Consider the following 15,920-nt stretch of genomic DNA (forward strand, 5'->3'; position numbering starts at 1 on the left):
AGGAACTTGAGACGAACGTGCATGAAGGGGTTATGCATGCCGGGCCGTGAACACGCCGAAAAACTTTGGGCCAACTTGATGGAATTGGGCATGCGCCGTTTGATCGCGCTTGCCTTGATCGGCCTTGCCACCATCGCCACCGTCGGCGCTGGGGCCTTTTATCTGAGCCGGCCGGAAACGACGCCGCTCTACACCGGACTTTCGGGCGAAGATGTGTCCCGGATTGGGTCCGCCTTGCGTGATGCTGGCATCCCGTTTGATGTCAATTCCGCCGGAGATGCAGTTTTGGTCCGTCATGGCCAGACAGCCAAGGCACGAATGCTTCTCGCCGAAAAAGGCCTGCCGCGGGGTGCCAACTCCGGTTATGAGCTGTTTGATGATCTCGGGTCCCTCGGCCTGACATCCTTCATGCAGGAAGTCACGAGGGTCAGAGCGCTCGAGGGCGAACTTGCCCGCACCATCCAGCTGATGAAAGGCATCCGGGCAGCGCGTGTCCACATCGTTCTGCCGGAAAAAGGATCGTTCCGCCGTGACAAGCAACCGCCGTCGGCGTCCGTTGTAATCCGTTCCGATATTCCCGATGATGTCCGTACCGCTGATGCCATCCGCCATCTTGTTGCCGCCGGTGTCCCCGGCATGGAAGCGGCCAAAGTAACAGTTCTGGATACATCGGGTGGCATCCTGGCAGCCGGGAAAGACCCGACCAAAGCGTCTGCCGGTCAGATGGCCAGCCTTGAAATGGCGGTGAACAATCGCATTCAGGAAAACATCCGCAAGACCCTGACACCGTATCTGGGCCTCGACAACTTCCAGGTCAGCGTTGCTTCCGAACTGAACACCGACCGAAAGCGGATTGCCGAGACGATCTTTGACCCGGATTCGCGGATCGAGCGATCCGTGCGGACCATCCGCGAAAATGAAAACGCAGAGAATTCCAGCACGACTGAACCGGTAACTGCCGAACAGAACCTGCCGGAAGAAAATGTCACGGCTGACGGCGGGGAACGCTCATTGGAAGAAACAGAACGGCGGGAAGAAACCGTCAATTACGAGATTTCGTCCAAACGGATCGAAACCTCTCAGGACGGCTATCGGGTTGACCGGCTGTCAATCGCTGTCCTGGTCGACAAAACCCGTCTGTCAGACTCCCTGGGCGGGTCCCCGACACAGTCACAAATTGAAGAACAAGTCCGGGAAATCGAAGCGCTGGTGGCGTCATCCGCTGGGGTAACACCCGACCGGGGCGATCTCGTAAAAGTGTCTGTGGTCGACTTTGTCGATGGCGGCCGTGATCTTGAACCGATCCCGCCGATTGGCGTAACCGAATACCTGCTGCGTCAGTCCGGTAACATCGTCAATGCCTTGGCCATTCTGACTGTATCCATGCTGGTGATTTGGTTTGGCCTGCGACCGGCTGTGGCCGCCCTGGTTCCGCAAGTGACCAGTGAACAGGCCGAAATGGCTGAAATCGGGTTGCTGCCGGATGGCGCTGAGGCGCCTGCCGAGTTGGCCGAGGGCGAACAGGGGTTCCTCGTGCCGCCGGATCACTCAGATCTTCTTCAAGACCTCAACAGCAAGCGCAACCAATCCGCGCTGAAGAAACTGGAATCTCTCTTGGAATTCAACGAAGAGCAATCTGCCGCAATCCTGCGCCAGTGGCTCTATGACACGGAGCGTACCTGATGACAGCATCCGCAGCAGCGCACATTCCGGTTCTATCAACACCGACTTTCAAATCTTTCGAAAACCTGGATGGCGTCCTGGCTGACGTTATTGAGCCGGCAAACAACGCCGTAGCTCCGGCAAGCGAGGAAGATCTCCGGCTGGCGAACTATGAGCGCGGCTTGACCGAAGGGGATAGCCGCACCCGGGCGCACTACAAGGCGCTCCTTGAACAGGAACGTGAGGTTCACGCCAAACAGCTCGACGAAGAACGTCTTCGGTTTGAAATGCGTGAGGCTGCAAACATCAGTGCCGCGATCGAGGGCTTTCTTCAAATTACTGAACAGCGGCTATCCTATTCACTCTCCAAGCTCCTGATGCCGTTCCTGAAACAAAAAGTGGCCGATCAGCTTGTTGAGTCCTTTGCAGGCCGGCTCCGCCAATTGTCGGAAGTCCCCGGAGGGACAACCATCCGTCTGCGCGGTCCTGAAACACTCGTTGCTCAAGTCCTGCAACAACTTCCAGACATGAAAGACCGGATCTCTGTTGAAACCGCCGACCAGGTTGAGCTGCAAGCAGTGTTTGACGAAACCACGATCGAAACCCGCCTAGGCGATTGGTTGGGACAGTTGGAGAGCCTGCAGGCGGAAGGAAAAGACTGATGGATAGCCTGCCGAATGAAATTGTCATTGTCCGGCGCCGCAACGCTTGGGAAGAAGATCATCAACCCCACGGTGTCTGGAAAATCGCCTATGCGGATTTCATGACCGCTTTGATGGCCTTCTTTCTGGTTATGTGGCTGATCAATGTGACGGATGAAAGCGTGCGCCGCGGCGTCGCCCAGTATTTTAATCCAGTCAAACTCGCCTCGACAGCGCCCAACCGTAAGGGACTGAACGATCCGATCGTCAACGGCGATACCAACGAAAACGGAACCAAACTTTTTACTGGAAAATTGGGCGGTTCGGATGAGAGAGCCGAAGAAAGTCCGAAATTCGGGGAAGGTGAAAACAAAGGAAACACGGCGGTTGAAGCTGATGAAATCCGGGAGCAGGGCGGGGCTCCGGCTGCTGAGGGGCAGTTTACCCAAACACACGCAGAATCAATCCTGTTCACGGATCCCTACGCCGTTCTCGATACGCTCTCTCAAAAAATCCAGGTGGCAAAATCGGGTGAAGCCAATCCAGACGGCATTGGGTCAGGCCTGCAAAAGCAGCAAGGCGCTCTTGGCGGCGAAGCGTACCGGGATCCGTTCGATCCGCAATTCTGGCAGTTTCGGCCTGGCCGTGGTGTCGATGGAGCTGCAACAGTCACCAAAGGTTTGCCTTCAGACACGGGGACCGGAGGAGGTTCCGGGCCAAGCGATGTTCAGCAAGATGGGGACAAAGCCTGGGCAGCGCCGTTTGGCAAGGACGGCACATCGAAGGCGGAAAAAACCAGTCACGTTACGGACCAGACAAGCTATACAAAAACAGGCACCCGAAACACTTCGGACAACACGGCAACTCCGCAAGTTGATCCACTGGTCGCCCATGTCTCTGGTAAGCCCGTGGACGAGACCACGAATTTCCAGTTAAAGGATTCTGAGGCCACAAGTCTCAACGCCGGTGCAGCTGAGGAGGCCACCGCAGCCCGTTTGGTGGCGGATCTGAGCCAAGTTCTGAAATCTGCTGAAGGGACGCTCCTTGAAAACACGGCCGCTCAAATCACGGTAAGCCGTCAGGATAATGGTGCCCTAATCAGCCTGACGGACGATCAGAACTTCGGCATGTTTGCCATTGGATCTGCAGAGCCGCGCCCGGAACTGGTGAAACTGCTGGAGCGCCTGGGCAAGGTGATTGCCGACTCCGAAGGACAGATCGTCATTACAGGGCATACGGATGCGCGCCCGTTTAAGAGCAAGAGCTACGACAACTGGCGCTTGTCCTCGGCCCGCGCGCACATGGCGCTTTATATGCTCAACCGGGGCGGGGTCGGCAAAGACCGATTTATCCGGATTGAAGGGGCTGCTGACCGTCACTTGAAAGTAGAAGACGATCCGTTTTCTGCATCCAATCGGCGGGTTGAGATTTATCTTTTTGAGGAGGGCGCGGAATGATCACGGGCAAGTCCGCAGTTCGATCGCTTTTTATGGCGCGTGCGATAATCTTGGGTGCGACTTTATTGATGGGTGCACCAGTATTTGCACAGGAAACAAAAGGCAGTCATAGCCTTGACGCCCCCTTCAAGATGGTGCGGGTCCTACAGTCCGCACAGGAGCAGATTGCTTCGGGAAACAACACTGCAGCCTCGGCACAGCGTGCTTTGCTGATGAAGATGGACGAAGAGTTTTTGGCAATGCCCGGAACTGTTTGGCAGGATCCGCGCAATGCCCGCGCAGCAATCATCCATTTGCTCAGTGGTGGCAATCCCTCTGTCATGCGGCACTTGCTCAAGCTGGATCCTCTGCCCGCGATCGATCACAATTTGATGGAAGCGTCTTTGGCGTATGTGGAGGGGCGGGAGCAGGAGATGCTCAAGCTTCTGGTCAACGTCGACCCGCTCGATCTACCCGCAAGCCTGGGAGGTCATATCGCACTGGTGAAAGCTGTTCCCTATATCCAAGCCGATCCGCTGAAAGCCATGGAACTTCTCCAGATTGCGAGCCTCTTGATGCCCGGAACCTTGGTGGAGGAAGCTGCTTTGAGGCGAGAAGTTCTTGTCGCCGGTCTGGTCGGCGATATTGAACGGTTCCGCACTTTATCGATCCGGTACCTTCGCCGCTATAGCGGCTCGGTCTACGTTGGTGATTTCCGGCGCAGGTTCGCAATAGCGCTCGATACGCTCGGCTTCATTGAAAACACCGACAAGTTTGAACTGCTTTATGGGGTTTTGGAGGAATTTGAGGAAGACAGCCGCCGGGGCCTTTATTTGCGGCTGGCACGGTCGGCGCTTCTGGGCGGCAACTTACAAGTGGCAGCCAAAGCGACGGAACAGGCCCGGATCCTGGCGATCCCGGGAACTGCGGAACACGAGATCCTGAAAATCTACCAGGTCGCAACACGGCTTGAGCCGGAAACGGTTCAGTCGAACCGGGAGCTGCTCTGGTCGATCGATAAATCTTCTCTCGCGGCGGAAGACCTCGATTTTCTATATGCCGTTTATACTGTGCTCAACTCCATCCGCCATTTCCCGGACCCACCGGACAACTTCATTGGTGATTTCAATTCCGGCGGCAGCTTGAAAGAGCCTGCAAAACGGGACTGGCTGACAAGTGATATGGAGCTTGCCGAGCTTCTGCTGAGGCGGACGGAAACGATGCTTGCCCTTGCAGGAGAACAAAGATGAGTGTGAACACACAAGCGCTTGTGCGATTTGCGCAGAATGGGTCTCTGGCGGTTGATGGCAAGTCCGGTGAGGGCGGGCAAAACGACCCCAAGGATGCGGCTGAAAAGTTTCAGTCCATGATGACAAGTCTGCGTGATGGAGAAGCCTCCAAATCGAAGGACGGCCCAGCTGTAAAATCCACCGATAATCATCCGAATTCGGAAGACGGTTCCGCGCAGGGTGACTTCTCCGACGGTTCTACCTCCAATAACAGCCCAAAGAATGTGGGTTCGGCTTCACCAGGAGCATCTTATCCGGTCACCAATCTAGCTGACGCCATCCGGACGGTTTCGCAAACCGTTATGGGGAGATCTGCAGACGGTGAAGTTGCTACCGGCACTGCTGGCGCAGGCTCAGAGAGCGTGGATGCCAGACCGCAATTGCCGACCGGTTTGTCCGGAGCGCTTCCTCTGGGAACTGTGTTGGCGGCAAGATTGCAAGGGAGCCAAAACCAGGCACCAGCCGGACCAATAGCAGCTCAACAAGGAGCTGCTCAGCAAAATGGCCCCGCGTTTCCAATAGGTTCCGCCGTTAGTGAAACTGCAGCGGGGGAGGGTGCGGCCAAAACCGGAACATCTTCCTTGTTCGCCCAGTTCGGTATCGAGCCTGAGCAGGTTAGTGAAACAGGTCTACGGGCTGCCAGGAATGCTTTGCCCGAAGAGGCGGCCGGGACAGTCAAGGTTCTCCGTCAGGAAACCCATTTTGCGCCGAACCTGCGTTTGTCTCCGGCGCAACAGATTGGTGAGCAGATCGCAACAGCCTTGAAAGATATGCCGTCCGAAATGGGGCGTCTGCAAGGCGGGGTGACTGCCAAAGCCGAAGGTCCTGTCTTAAAAACGCTCGACATTCAGCTGACCCCGCATGAACTCGGCACAGTGAAGGTGTCTTTGCAGATGGTCGGGGACAACGTCGAAGTTACTCTTGCCACCAGCAAGGCACAAACGGCAGAACTTTTAAAGCAGGACCGGCAGTTGCTCGACCAGATGCTCCGGACCACTGGGTTCAAGGCCGATACGATCACTATTCAGGCTGCCGATGACCGCGGCGGAGCAATGTCTACGACCTTGTCTAACAACAGCTCCGCACAAGCTCAACAAGGTACAAATGGCGGTGCCTTTGGTGACAATCAAAACGAGAGTGCATCCGGAAACAGTGCCGGCGGTCGCGGCGGACAAACAAGTGGCCAGGACGATCACAGTGACACTTCCGGATATGAACCGGCAATGGAGCAAGGTGATGAAGATAGCGTGGGCAGCAACCTGTCTGACGGCATCTATCTGTAGCGCTTATGGCGCGCTTACCGTACCTGCGGTCGCGGAGGACCAAAATGTTTGCGAGCGTGAAATGGTGGCCGCTGCCCAGAAATACCGGGTACCGCTCGGCATTTTATATGCAGTTGGTTTGACGGAAACCGGACGGCGCAATTCGCTCTATCCTCACGCCCTGAACATTGAGGGAAAATCCGTTTTTCCGCCCAGCCTGCAAGCTGCCAAAAGCGATATTGAGGCTGCCCGCAAACGTGGCAAGAAACTGATTGATATTGGCTGTATGCAGATCAATCACCACTATCATGGTGATCAGTTCAACTCCGTGGAGCATATGCTGGAACCCAAGGCGAACGTGCAATACGCGGCCCGTTTCTTGAAAGAACTGCGCGGCCGTCAGGGCTCCTGGACCATGGCGGTTGCCCGCTATCACGCAGGACCGAACAACAACCCGGCGCAAAAGCGTTATGTCTGCACGGTGATCCGCAACATGGTGGCCTCCGGGTTCGGCAATTGGACCACGCAGTCCAAGGCGTTCTGCGGCGCCTGACGAACACCTGTTGGTCCGGCAGCTTCCGGGTTTGATTTTGGTCCCGATAGTTAAAATTTTAGCTAAATAAGTTATTGTAATTATTGCGAAAAATTCCGCTGGCGAACAGCTTCACGCAAGTTAGATCGGTTTGACTGGCTCCAGTTGATTTTGAAACTGGAGATAATCCATGGGTCTTTCAGGTATTATGCGCAGCGGTGTGTCCGGCATGAACGCGCAATCGAGCAAGCTTGCCGCTGTGGCCGACAACATCCAAAACTCGAGTACGACCGGCTACAAACGGGCCGAGACCGAGTTCTCGTCCATGGTCTTGTCTCAAGGGGCGGGCACTTATAATTCCGGTGGCGTTCAAGCGCATACCAAATATGCCATCTCCGATCAGGGGTCCATGAGCTTCACGACCTCGAAGCTGGATCTTGCGGTTGACGGAAACGGTTTTTTTATCGTGTCTGATGGGACTGGGGCCGCAGCCTCCCAGGGGCTGACACGCGCCGGATCTTTTGTCCCGGATGGCAACGGTTATTTGGTCAACACGGCCGGCATGTACCTGCAAGGCTACCCAATCACAAACGGCGCGGCACCGTCCGTTGTAGCCAATGGTCTGGGTGGTCTGGAGCCGGTGAACATCACGCAGAACCAGCTGGAAGCAACGCCGACCAGTACGGCGACCCTCCATGTCAATGTCGATGAAGATTCCGCCATTGTTGCAGCGGCCAATCTGCCGTCCGCGAACGCGGCCACTGCCGAATATTCTCACAAGACATCTTTGGTGGTTTACGACAACCTCGGCAACGAGCTGACGCTGGATGTCTATTACACCAAGACAACAGACACACCGCCGACAACCGATTGGGAGGTCACGGTTTATAACGCCGCTGACAGGGATCCAACGTCTGGTGGGTTCCCATATGGTGCCGGCAACATCGGCACAAGTACGATCCATTTCGACACCACGACCGGTCAGCGGACTGGGGCCACTACAGCGGTCAACATCACTGTGCCGAATGGCGGTACCTTCGATGTTGATCTCACCAATTCCACCTACACGGATGCAAATTTTACCGTCACAAAAGTGGATGCGGACGGCAATGTTCCGAGCTCTGTCGAGAAGGTGGAATTTGGCGAAGACGGCACCTTGTACTCCATCTACACGAACGGTGACCGCCGTGCGATCTACAAGATCCCGCTGGCCGATGTCCCGAGCCCGGACAAGCTCGATCCGGTGTCTGGAAATATTTACCGGCCATCGATCGACTCCGGTGATGTTCGGGTCGGTTTCCCCGGAGATGGTGGAATGGGCAATCTGGAAGTTGGTGCACTCGAAGGATCCAATGTCGATCTGGCGGGTGAACTGACGTCGATGATCGAATCCCAACGAACCTACACGGCCAATTCCCAGGTGTTTAAGGCTGGTTCCGATCTGATGCAGGAACTGGTGAACCTGGTTCGCTGATGTTTTTCCGTGATGAAACCCGAAAGTATTAAGTCATGAGTTTGTCCGTCGCCCTGCAGGTGGCTCAGTCCGCGCTGGCTGCCCGCCAGACAGAATCCGCAGTGGTCGCCCGCAATATCACGGGCGCCCAGGATCCTGGATATTCGCGCAAATCCGTAATGCTCAGCACGGCCTATACAGACTCCGGCCAAGCCGGCGGTTTGCGGGTCAACGGAGTTTCGAGGCTGGCGGACAGCGCGCTCTATTCTTCGTTGCTGGCCTCAACCTCGACCGGCTCCTCTCAACAAGCAATCCTCACCGGTTTGGGGCGGCTAGCCGAAACGGTGGGCGATACCGGTCTTGAAATGTCACCGGCAGCCAGGCTGGGAGAACTGCAACTGTCTTTGCAAAATTATGCTTCTGATCCGAACAATATCGTTATGGCGCAGGAGACCTTGCAGACCGCCAAGAATATGGCGGAAAGCCTGAAATCCAGTTCCGCTCTCGTTCAGGACGTACGGGCAAACGCCGACGCCGACATGGCGACATCCGTCAAGGATATCAACACGCTGCTTGGTAAGCTTGAAGATCTCAATTCCGTCATCGTCAAGGGTACACAATCTGGAGCCGATGTCACCGATGCACTCGACAGCCGGGATCAGGTTCTCTTGTCGCTGTCCGAAGAAATCGGGATTACAACGCTGGACCGGGCCAACGGCGATGTTGTTGTCTATACCGACAGCGGTGTGACGCTATTTGAGACGACAGCTCGGTCGGTCACGTTTGCGCCGACGACAGTCTATAACGCTACAACGGTGGGAAATTCGGTAATCGTCGATGGGGTTCCTGTCGCGGGGCCGGGGGCCATCATGCCGATCTCATCCGGGCGTTTGCATGGGCTGGCAGAGCTTCGGGACACGACTGCCGTGTCTTATCAAAACCAGTTGGATGAAGTCGCCCGCGGTTTGATTGAAGCCTTTGCCGAAAGTGACCAAAGCCTGGGCGGTAATCCGGATCAGGCGGGCCTGTTTACTTGGTCCGGGGCTCCAGCTGTACCAGCAACAGCCACACTGTCGGTTGGCCTTGCGTCCGATATCATCGTGAACCCCAACGCGGACCCGGACCAAGGCGGCAGCCTGGACCGTATCCGAGATGGCGGTCTGTCCGATCCGCTCGACCCAAACTACGACTACAACCCTACAAATGCCGCTGGTTATTCAGACCGGCTTCAAGAATTGGTTGGTGCATTGGACAGCGACCGGACCTTTGACCCGGCGGTTGGACTTGACCCGGATGCAAGTCTCTTGGGCTTTGCCGCGTCATCGGTGAGCTGGGTTGAAAGCGGCCGCAAGACGATGACGAGCAACGTCGAAATCCAATCGGTGATTGTCGGCCGGACAGCAGAAAATCTGAACAACACCAAAGGCGTCAACATCGATGAGGAGCTGACCCTGCTTCTTGAAATCGAACGGGCCTATGCAGCTGCATCCAGGCTGATCACTGCCGTTGACTCCATGCTTGATGATCTCTTGGCCGCTGCGAGGTAACAGCCATGAAAACGACCTTCATATCAACGTTCTCGCTTGCCGATTCCTCAAGGCGGAACATCATGAGCCAGTCCAACCTGGTGAATAAGCTGAGTGTTGAACTGTCCTCGGGGCGCAAGTTCGATGTTGGTTTGGACCTGGGAACGAAGACCGGCGAAAGCGTAGCACTGCGGTCAGAGTTCCATTTTCTACACGGGATCATTGATACCAATGCACTTACCGCATCGCGGCTTGATGCAAGCCAGGCTGCAATGAGTGACATGCTGACTGATGCTCAGGATTTCTTGGCGTCATTGGTCGCCTTGCAGCAAAATCCCGCCAGCGCCGACATCCTCGATACGGATGCTACGGGCAATTTGGGATTGTTAACATCGCGGCTGAACACACAGCTGAATGGCAGCTATCTATTTGCCGGTATCAATACAGGCCAGCAGCCCATTGCTGATTATGCGGACCCGGCATCAGCCAACAAAGTTGCTGCGGACGCGGCATTTCTCGCTGAGTTCGGATTTACGCAAAGTGATCCGAACGTTGCCACGATCACACCAGCAGCTATGTCGGCCTATTTGACCGGTAACTTCGAGACAATGTTCCAGGACCCGGCTTGGGGCACAACCTGGTCGTCCGCATCTGACACGCCGACGACCAGCCGGATTGCTGCAAATGAGTCTGTGTCTTCGTCCGTCAGTGCCAATGAAGAGGCCTTCCGCGAGTTGGCGCAGGTTTATACAATGATGTCGGATCTTGGAAACGCAGATCTAGGCCAAGATGCGTTCAAAGTTGTGATCGATACGGCAACCGAAAAACTCGGCTCCGCTATTGGCAAATTGACTTCCGAAATGGGCAAGCTGGGCACGGTTCAGCAACAAGTTCATCTGGCGAGCGAACGGTTAACGGTTCAGACCGACATCTTGAATGTCCGCGTCAATGACCTGGAGACGGTCAATCTGGAAGAAACTTCCGTGCGTCTCAACACCGCGCTCACCCAGCTCGAAACCACTTATGCCGTTACGTCCAAGATGCAGGGGATGAGCCTCCTGAATTACATCTAACTGACTGACCAGGCACCAAGAACTTCAACTGAGCACCAGAGAGGGGCCATGTATAATCTGTCTTACGCCGAGGTGATCGAAGACCTTTGCGCCGACGAACGGCTGAATGAGCACGAGGCGATGTCTATCGTCATCGGAAAGTTGGCAAATGCGCAGGAGAAAGGCGTTCGGTCCGCAGAGGCTATCGATGCGCTGTTCTATACCCGCAGAGTATGGGGGTACTTCATGGAGCACCTGGCGGATGATGCCAATCAGCTGCCCGATGAGATGCGGGCCAACCTGATCTCCGTAGGAATCTGGGTGTTGAAGGAAGCCGAAGCCCTGCGGCAGTGGGAGAAAGACGACTTCGCCGACATCATCGAAATCAATTCCATCATCCGGGACAGTTTGGCGGGGTAAGACCATGAAAATTGCACTGAAGTCGGGTGAACGTCTGTTTATCAACGGTGCGGTGATCCGCGCTGAGCGCAAGACCAGTTTAGAACTGCTGAATGATGCTGTGTTCCTGTTGGAATCTCACGTTCTGCAGCCCGAACAGGCCACAACACCGTTAAAGCAGCTCTATTTCATTTTGCAGACGATGATCATGGATCCGGTGTCAGCGCCAGCCGCCAAAGACATGTTCCATCTGGTGATGGCATCTGTATCCGGTGCTTTTTCGAGCCCGGAAGTCCTGGAGCAGCTTGGGAACGTCGAGGACCTTGCCCAAAACGACCGCTGGTTTGAGGCCATGAAGATCGTTCGTGGTCTCTATCCAATCGAAGCGCGTCTTATGGCAGCCGATCATCGGGCCCGGCAGGAGGACGATAACTCACCACCTCTGCGGGGCAGGGAAGTGGTGCACCAGGGACCGCAGTTGGCGGTGGTTTAAGGAGTAACAGGTATGACCAGCGTAAATCCGGTGGCTGCAGAAAACAAACAAGGTACAGCCTCTGCCGCTCAACAACAGTTGACGGTAGATTACAACGCTTTCTTGCAGCTGATGATGGCGCAGATGCAGAACCAGGACCCGACCAACCCGATGGATGCATCTGAGCAGCTGTCACAGCTCGCCAGTTTCTCTCAAGTCGAACAAACCATCCAAACCAATCAGAAGCTGGAAACCATGCTGACCAACATGTCGTTTGGACAGGTGGACGACCTGATTGGCAGGACGGTCACGGATCCCAATGGCATCACTGGTGTGGTGGAGCGGGTGGAAGTCTATTCTGACGGTACACTTCTCGGCTTGGACAATGGTCAGGGCATTTTGCTTGGACCGGGCGTTTCCATTTCTTGAAGGTCGACGCGCAATATGAATGAAGTTGATGCCCTGGATCTGGTGCGCTCTGCAATCTGGACAATCCTGATTGGGTCCGCGCCGGCAATTGTCCCCGCGATGGTGGTCGGGATTGGGATCGCCCTCCTGCAGGCCCTGACCCAGGTTCAGGAAATCACCTTGACGTTCATCCCGAAAATCGTCGCGATCCTGGTGATGATTGTTGTGGCTGGACCTTTTATCGGCGGTCACATCTATACGTTGACCGGATTGATTTACAGCCGGATCGAAAACGGGTTCTGACCCTAGTTTCGGATAGTGATTGCGACGGCGGCGGCTGGGTACTGAACCAGCCGGCCGCCGTTTCTGTTTTGCAACAAAAATGCTTTGCCCAAATCAACCGGAAAAAGCCTCGCGCAAGTTTGAGCAGTGATTTTTGCACCAGCAGACACGCGCAAGAGAGTAGGCATGACAGACATTTCCCTTACATCCGGCGTTGACGGGGTTCCAGAAAGCCGCCGGGACGTAGGTTTCGCGCTTGGTATCGTTGTGATCCTCGCGGTTCTGTTTCTTCCGATTCCGACGTTTTTGATTGATGTGGGCCTCGCCATGTCGATTGCCCTGTCCGTGCTGATCCTGATGGTTGCCTTGTGGATCCAAAAGCCGCTGGATTTCTCTTCCTTTCCGACAATCCTGCTGATCGCGACGATGTTGCGGCTATCGCTCAATATCGCAACAACCCGGGTGATCCTTGCCAACGGCCATGAAGGTCTGACAGCGGCCGGGTACGTCATCAACGGCTTTTCCCAGTTCGTCATGAGCGGTGATTTTGTCATCGGCCTGATCGTTTTTGCGATCCTGGTTACGGTGAACTTCATGGTGATAACAAAGGGCGCAACCCGGATCGCGGAAGTCGGCGCCCGGTTCACGCTGGATGCGATCCCCGGCAAGCAGATGGCGATTGACGCCGACCTCTCAGCCGGACTGATTGATGACAAGGAAGCCCAGAAGCGCCGGAAAGAACTGGAAGAAGAAAGCTCTTTCTTCGGCTCTATGGACGGTGCCTCAAAATTTGTGCGCGGCGACGCGGTCGCTGGCTTGATCATTACTGCTGTCAACATCCTGGGCGGTATTGTCATCGGGGTGACCCGCTATGACATGACCGTTTCGAATGCTGCAGATGTCTTCACCAAACTGTCCGTGGGCGATGGTCTGGTTTCCCAGATCCCGGCGCTGATCGTGTCGCTTGCAGCTGGTCTTCTGGTCTCCAAAGGTGGCACCCGCGGTTCTGCCGACAAGGCGGTCTTGGGCCAGCTCAGCGGTTATCCGCGGGCACTTTTCGTGGCCGCAGTCCTGATGGGTGTTTTTGCTCTGATGCCAGGTCTGCCGATGCTGCCATTTCTGTTGCTGGCTGGGGTATTGGGGTTCATGGGTTACACAATCCCGCGACGCTTGGCCGCCCAAAAAGATGCCGAAGAGAAAAAGCGGCAGGCCGCCGAACAAAAAGCCAGATCGGAAGAAAAAGACTCCGTCAAAGAGTCCTTGAAAACCGCCGAAATAGAGCTAGTCCTTGGCAAGCAGTTGTCCGCAGAACTTGTGGCAAATCACGGCGAGCTTTCCCGCCGGGTCGCCAAAATGCGCCGAAAATTTGCTGAGCTGTATGGCTTTGTCGTTCCCGAAATCCGGGTCTCAGATAGCCTGACCATTGATCCGAAGAGCTATCAGATCAAGATCCACGGTACGATTGTCGCGGCTCAGCAATTGAAAGTGGGCGAACTCCTGGTCATTCCTTCGGGAGATCAGACCTTGCCGGTGCCGGCGGATCAAACCCGCGAACCAGCCTTCGGCATGCCGGCCTTATGGGTGCCGCCTGCCTACCGGGATGAGCTGAAACGCTATGGTCTGGAACCGGCGGAAAACAACACGGTTGTTCTGACACACCTCAGCGAAGTGATCCGCAACAACCTGCCGCAGCTGCTCTCCTACAAAGACATGCGCAACCTGTTCAACCGGCTAGATCCGGAATACCAAAAGCTGCTTGATGACATTTGCCCGGCGCACACCTCGTTCTCCGGTTTGCAGGCGGTCATGAAACTCCTGCTGGCTGAACGGATATCGATCCGCAACCTTAACCTGATCCTTGAAGCGATTGCCGAGATTGTGCCGCACGTGCGCCGGTCCGAACAGGTGGTGGAACACGTGCGCATGCGCATTGCCCAGCAGATCTGCGGTGATCTGGCCGAAGGCGGACCATTGCAAGTGCTGCGCCTTGGCAACCGCTGGGATCTGGCATTTCACAATGCGCTGAAACGCGATGCCAAGGGTGAAGTCACCGAGTTCGACATTGAACCGCAACTGGTCGAAGATTTCGGATCGCAAATGTCGGACGCCGTCAAGAAACACATGAAGGACGGTCAAAAATTCGCAATCGTTGCAGCGCCGGACGCCCGGCCGTACGTGCGCATGATCGTGGAACGTATGTTCCCGACATTGCCGGTCCTGTCCCATCTGGAAATTGCACGCGGGGTTGATGTCACCTCTCTCGGAACCGTGTCGTGATCCCCGGCGGAATGCTCTTCAGCGCCTATGGATCCTCGCTGATCCTGGCTGTATTCCTTCTGTTTTGCCGGATTGGTGCCTGCTTGATGGTGATCCCGGGCTTCGGCAGCAATCGGATCCCGATGCGGGTGCGTTTGTTCATCGCCCTGGCGATTTCTCTGGCTCTGTCGCCATTGCTGGCGGAGGACATCCAGGGGGCGTTGCCGGATGAATCCCTTGGCACCGTTTCAACCTTTATCGGTGCGGAGCTGTTGACCGGGATATTCATCGGCTTTCTAGGCCGGATTTTCCTGGCGGCTTTGGAAACCCTGACAACCCTGGTCTCCATGGCAATTGGCCTGTCCAACATGCCGGGCATGCCGATTGATGGTGTTGATGCGCTGCCGCCGGTGGCCAACCTCTTCACGCTCACCGCAACGGCCATGGTGTTCATCGCCGATCAGCATTGGGAGATCTTGCGCGGGCTGGTGTCGTCTTATGAGGTAATCCCGGCCGGCCAGCCGCTGGCCGCGGTCGCCAGTCTGGAACAGTTTGCCGAACAACTTGGCCGCACTTTTGTGCTGGCGCTCCGGGTGGTCAGCCCGTTTGTCGTCTACACGATCGTGGTCAACCTGGCGATTGGCCTCATCAACAAACTGACACCGCAGATTCCGGTCTATTTCATCTCACTGCCGTTCGTGATTGCGGGCGGTCTCTACTTCCTTTATCTCGTCGCTGCCGAAGCCATCATGATCTTCCTCGACGGGTACTTCACTTGGCTTCAACTAGGATAGTTCAATGGCAAGAACCAGTCAGGAAATCGAACGCATGTTCAAGATGCAGCAGCAGATATTGAAGCTGTCATCCTGGATCCTGCAAAACCTCGATGACCAGGCCTATCAACTCAATGAAAAGGAGCGGCGGATCCTGACCGCGCTCTCTACCGGGGACTTGGCTCAGCATGACCGATTCATTGCCAATGCGGCCGCGCGATTGCGGATGATCATCGAAGACATGGCCCGCATCAACTCCGCGCGCGAAAAGGTCAGCTCCGAATTCGACCGGCAACGGATGATGCTCAAGGTGATGTCGGAACGGCTGGCTGTGATGCGGGGCGAAGAACAACGTGCGGAAGATGAGCGCGATCTGCAAGAGATCTTGGAACGCCGGTATGGGTGAAATACGCCTTCCGGGGCGCAAGCTTGCCGCAAGCTGCAAGGCCTAGAACACATAGAAATTCAAGACGCGGC

The 15,920-nt window shown here is 55.8% G+C and carries 16 protein-coding genes; all 16 read left to right on the forward strand.

Annotated elements, in window-relative coordinates; all coding sequences use genetic code 11:
- The first annotated feature begins 36 nt into the window (after positions 1 to 36).
- Positions 37 to 1,683 (forward strand): flagellar basal-body MS-ring/collar protein FliF, encoded by a 1,647-nt coding sequence (gene fliF, locus FJ695_RS16945; RefSeq protein WP_141186547.1) that lies wholly within the window; start codon positions 37 to 39, stop codon positions 1,681 to 1,683.
- Complete coding sequence (locus FJ695_RS16950; RefSeq protein WP_141186548.1) at positions 1,683 to 2,324, forward strand: hypothetical protein; 642 nt, start codon at positions 1,683 to 1,685, stop codon at positions 2,322 to 2,324. The genes fliF and FJ695_RS16950 overlap by 1 nt, the downstream gene beginning before the upstream one ends.
- The gene (locus FJ695_RS16955) at positions 2,324 to 3,760 is read left to right on the forward strand and encodes a MotB family protein (RefSeq protein ID WP_209010692.1); all 1,437 of its coding nucleotides are present in this window, start codon (positions 2,324 to 2,326) and stop codon (positions 3,758 to 3,760) included. The genes FJ695_RS16950 and FJ695_RS16955 overlap by 1 nt, the downstream gene beginning before the upstream one ends.
- Positions 3,757 to 4,989: a hypothetical protein gene (locus FJ695_RS16960; protein WP_209010693.1), complete on the forward strand. Its 1,233-nt coding sequence runs from the start codon at positions 3,757 to 3,759 to the stop codon at positions 4,987 to 4,989. Before FJ695_RS16955 ends, FJ695_RS16960 begins: the two co-directional genes overlap by 4 nt.
- Positions 4,986 to 6,311: a flagellar hook-length control protein FliK gene (locus FJ695_RS16965; RefSeq protein WP_141186549.1), complete on the forward strand. Its 1,326-nt coding sequence runs from the start codon at positions 4,986 to 4,988 to the stop codon at positions 6,309 to 6,311. The genes FJ695_RS16960 and FJ695_RS16965 overlap by 4 nt, the downstream gene beginning before the upstream one ends.
- Entirely contained in the window at positions 6,265 to 6,843 is a 579-nt protein-coding gene (locus FJ695_RS16970) for a transglycosylase SLT domain-containing protein (RefSeq protein ID WP_209010694.1), read from the forward strand. The genes FJ695_RS16965 and FJ695_RS16970 overlap by 47 nt, the downstream gene beginning before the upstream one ends.
- A 169-nt stretch (positions 6,844 to 7,012) precedes the next feature.
- Positions 7,013 to 8,296 carry a flagellar hook protein FlgE gene (locus FJ695_RS16975; RefSeq protein WP_141186550.1) on the forward strand — a complete coding sequence of 428 codons (1,284 nt, stop codon included), beginning with the start codon at positions 7,013 to 7,015 and terminating at the stop codon, positions 8,294 to 8,296.
- A 35-nt stretch (positions 8,297 to 8,331) separates the two neighbouring features.
- Complete coding sequence (gene flgK, locus FJ695_RS16980) at positions 8,332 to 9,822, forward strand: flagellar hook-associated protein FlgK (RefSeq protein ID WP_141186551.1); 1,491 nt, start codon at positions 8,332 to 8,334, stop codon at positions 9,820 to 9,822.
- A 5-nt stretch (positions 9,823 to 9,827) separates the two neighbouring features.
- Entirely contained in the window at positions 9,828 to 10,874 is a 1,047-nt protein-coding gene (locus FJ695_RS16985; RefSeq protein ID WP_141186552.1) for a flagellar hook-associated family protein, read from the forward strand.
- Positions 10,875 to 10,922: 48 nt separating this feature from the next.
- Positions 10,923 to 11,273 carry a flagellar biosynthesis regulator FlaF gene (gene flaF / locus FJ695_RS16990; RefSeq protein WP_141186553.1) on the forward strand — a complete coding sequence of 117 codons (351 nt, stop codon included), beginning with the start codon at positions 10,923 to 10,925 and terminating at the stop codon, positions 11,271 to 11,273.
- Positions 11,274 to 11,277: 4 nt separating this feature from the next.
- Positions 11,278 to 11,745, forward strand: a complete 468-nt coding sequence (gene flbT / locus FJ695_RS16995) for a flagellar biosynthesis repressor FlbT (protein WP_141186554.1) — start codon at positions 11,278 to 11,280, stop codon at positions 11,743 to 11,745.
- 12 nt (positions 11,746 to 11,757) lie between these two features.
- Entirely contained in the window at positions 11,758 to 12,153 is a 396-nt protein-coding gene (gene flgD / locus FJ695_RS17000; RefSeq protein WP_141186555.1) for a flagellar hook assembly protein FlgD, read from the forward strand.
- A gap of 15 nt (positions 12,154 to 12,168) precedes the next feature.
- Positions 12,169 to 12,435 carry a flagellar biosynthesis protein FliQ gene (gene fliQ, locus FJ695_RS17005; RefSeq protein WP_141186556.1) on the forward strand — a complete coding sequence of 89 codons (267 nt, stop codon included), beginning with the start codon at positions 12,169 to 12,171 and terminating at the stop codon, positions 12,433 to 12,435.
- A 165-nt stretch (positions 12,436 to 12,600) separates the two neighbouring features.
- Complete coding sequence (gene flhA / locus FJ695_RS17010; protein WP_141186557.1) at positions 12,601 to 14,691, forward strand: flagellar biosynthesis protein FlhA; 2,091 nt, start codon at positions 12,601 to 12,603, stop codon at positions 14,689 to 14,691.
- Entirely contained in the window at positions 14,688 to 15,464 is a 777-nt protein-coding gene (gene fliR, locus FJ695_RS17015; protein ID WP_141186558.1) for a flagellar biosynthesis protein FliR, read from the forward strand. The genes flhA and fliR overlap by 4 nt, the downstream gene beginning before the upstream one ends.
- A gap of 4 nt (positions 15,465 to 15,468) precedes the next feature.
- Positions 15,469 to 15,849, forward strand: a complete 381-nt coding sequence (locus FJ695_RS17020) for a flagellar biosynthesis protein R (protein WP_141186559.1) — start codon at positions 15,469 to 15,471, stop codon at positions 15,847 to 15,849.
- The last annotated feature ends 71 nt before the right edge of the window (positions 15,850 to 15,920 follow it).

It is taken from the genome of Labrenzia sp. PHM005 (genome assembly GCF_006517275.1).
GTDB lineage: Bacteria > Pseudomonadota > Alphaproteobacteria > Rhizobiales > Stappiaceae > Roseibium.

Bases quoted from the DNA above. Each gene is read 5' to 3' on its own strand.
- fliF (WP_141186547.1), top strand. From the start codon at position 37: ATGCCGGGCCGTGAACACGCCGAAAAACTTTGGGCCAACTTGATGGAA.
- FJ695_RS16950 (WP_141186548.1), top strand. From the start codon at position 1,683: ATGACAGCATCCGCAGCAGCGCACATTCCGGTTCTATCAACACCGACT.
- FJ695_RS16955 (WP_209010692.1), top strand. From the start codon at position 2,324: ATGGATAGCCTGCCGAATGAAATTGTCATTGTCCGGCGCCGCAACGCT.
- FJ695_RS16960 (WP_209010693.1), top strand. From the start codon at position 3,757: ATGATCACGGGCAAGTCCGCAGTTCGATCGCTTTTTATGGCGCGTGCG.
- FJ695_RS16965 (WP_141186549.1), top strand. From the start codon at position 4,986: ATGAGTGTGAACACACAAGCGCTTGTGCGATTTGCGCAGAATGGGTCT.
- FJ695_RS16970 (WP_209010694.1), top strand. From the start codon at position 6,265: ATGAAGATAGCGTGGGCAGCAACCTGTCTGACGGCATCTATCTGTAGC.
- FJ695_RS16975 (WP_141186550.1), top strand. From the start codon at position 7,013: ATGGGTCTTTCAGGTATTATGCGCAGCGGTGTGTCCGGCATGAACGCG.
- flgK (WP_141186551.1), top strand. From the start codon at position 8,332: ATGAGTTTGTCCGTCGCCCTGCAGGTGGCTCAGTCCGCGCTGGCTGCC.
- FJ695_RS16985 (WP_141186552.1), top strand. From the start codon at position 9,828: ATGAAAACGACCTTCATATCAACGTTCTCGCTTGCCGATTCCTCAAGG.
- flaF (WP_141186553.1), top strand. From the start codon at position 10,923: ATGTATAATCTGTCTTACGCCGAGGTGATCGAAGACCTTTGCGCCGAC.
- flbT (WP_141186554.1), top strand. From the start codon at position 11,278: ATGAAAATTGCACTGAAGTCGGGTGAACGTCTGTTTATCAACGGTGCG.
- flgD (WP_141186555.1), top strand. From the start codon at position 11,758: ATGACCAGCGTAAATCCGGTGGCTGCAGAAAACAAACAAGGTACAGCC.
- fliQ (WP_141186556.1), top strand. From the start codon at position 12,169: ATGAATGAAGTTGATGCCCTGGATCTGGTGCGCTCTGCAATCTGGACA.
- flhA (WP_141186557.1), top strand. From the start codon at position 12,601: ATGACAGACATTTCCCTTACATCCGGCGTTGACGGGGTTCCAGAAAGC.
- FJ695_RS17020 (WP_141186559.1), top strand. From the start codon at position 15,469: ATGGCAAGAACCAGTCAGGAAATCGAACGCATGTTCAAGATGCAGCAG.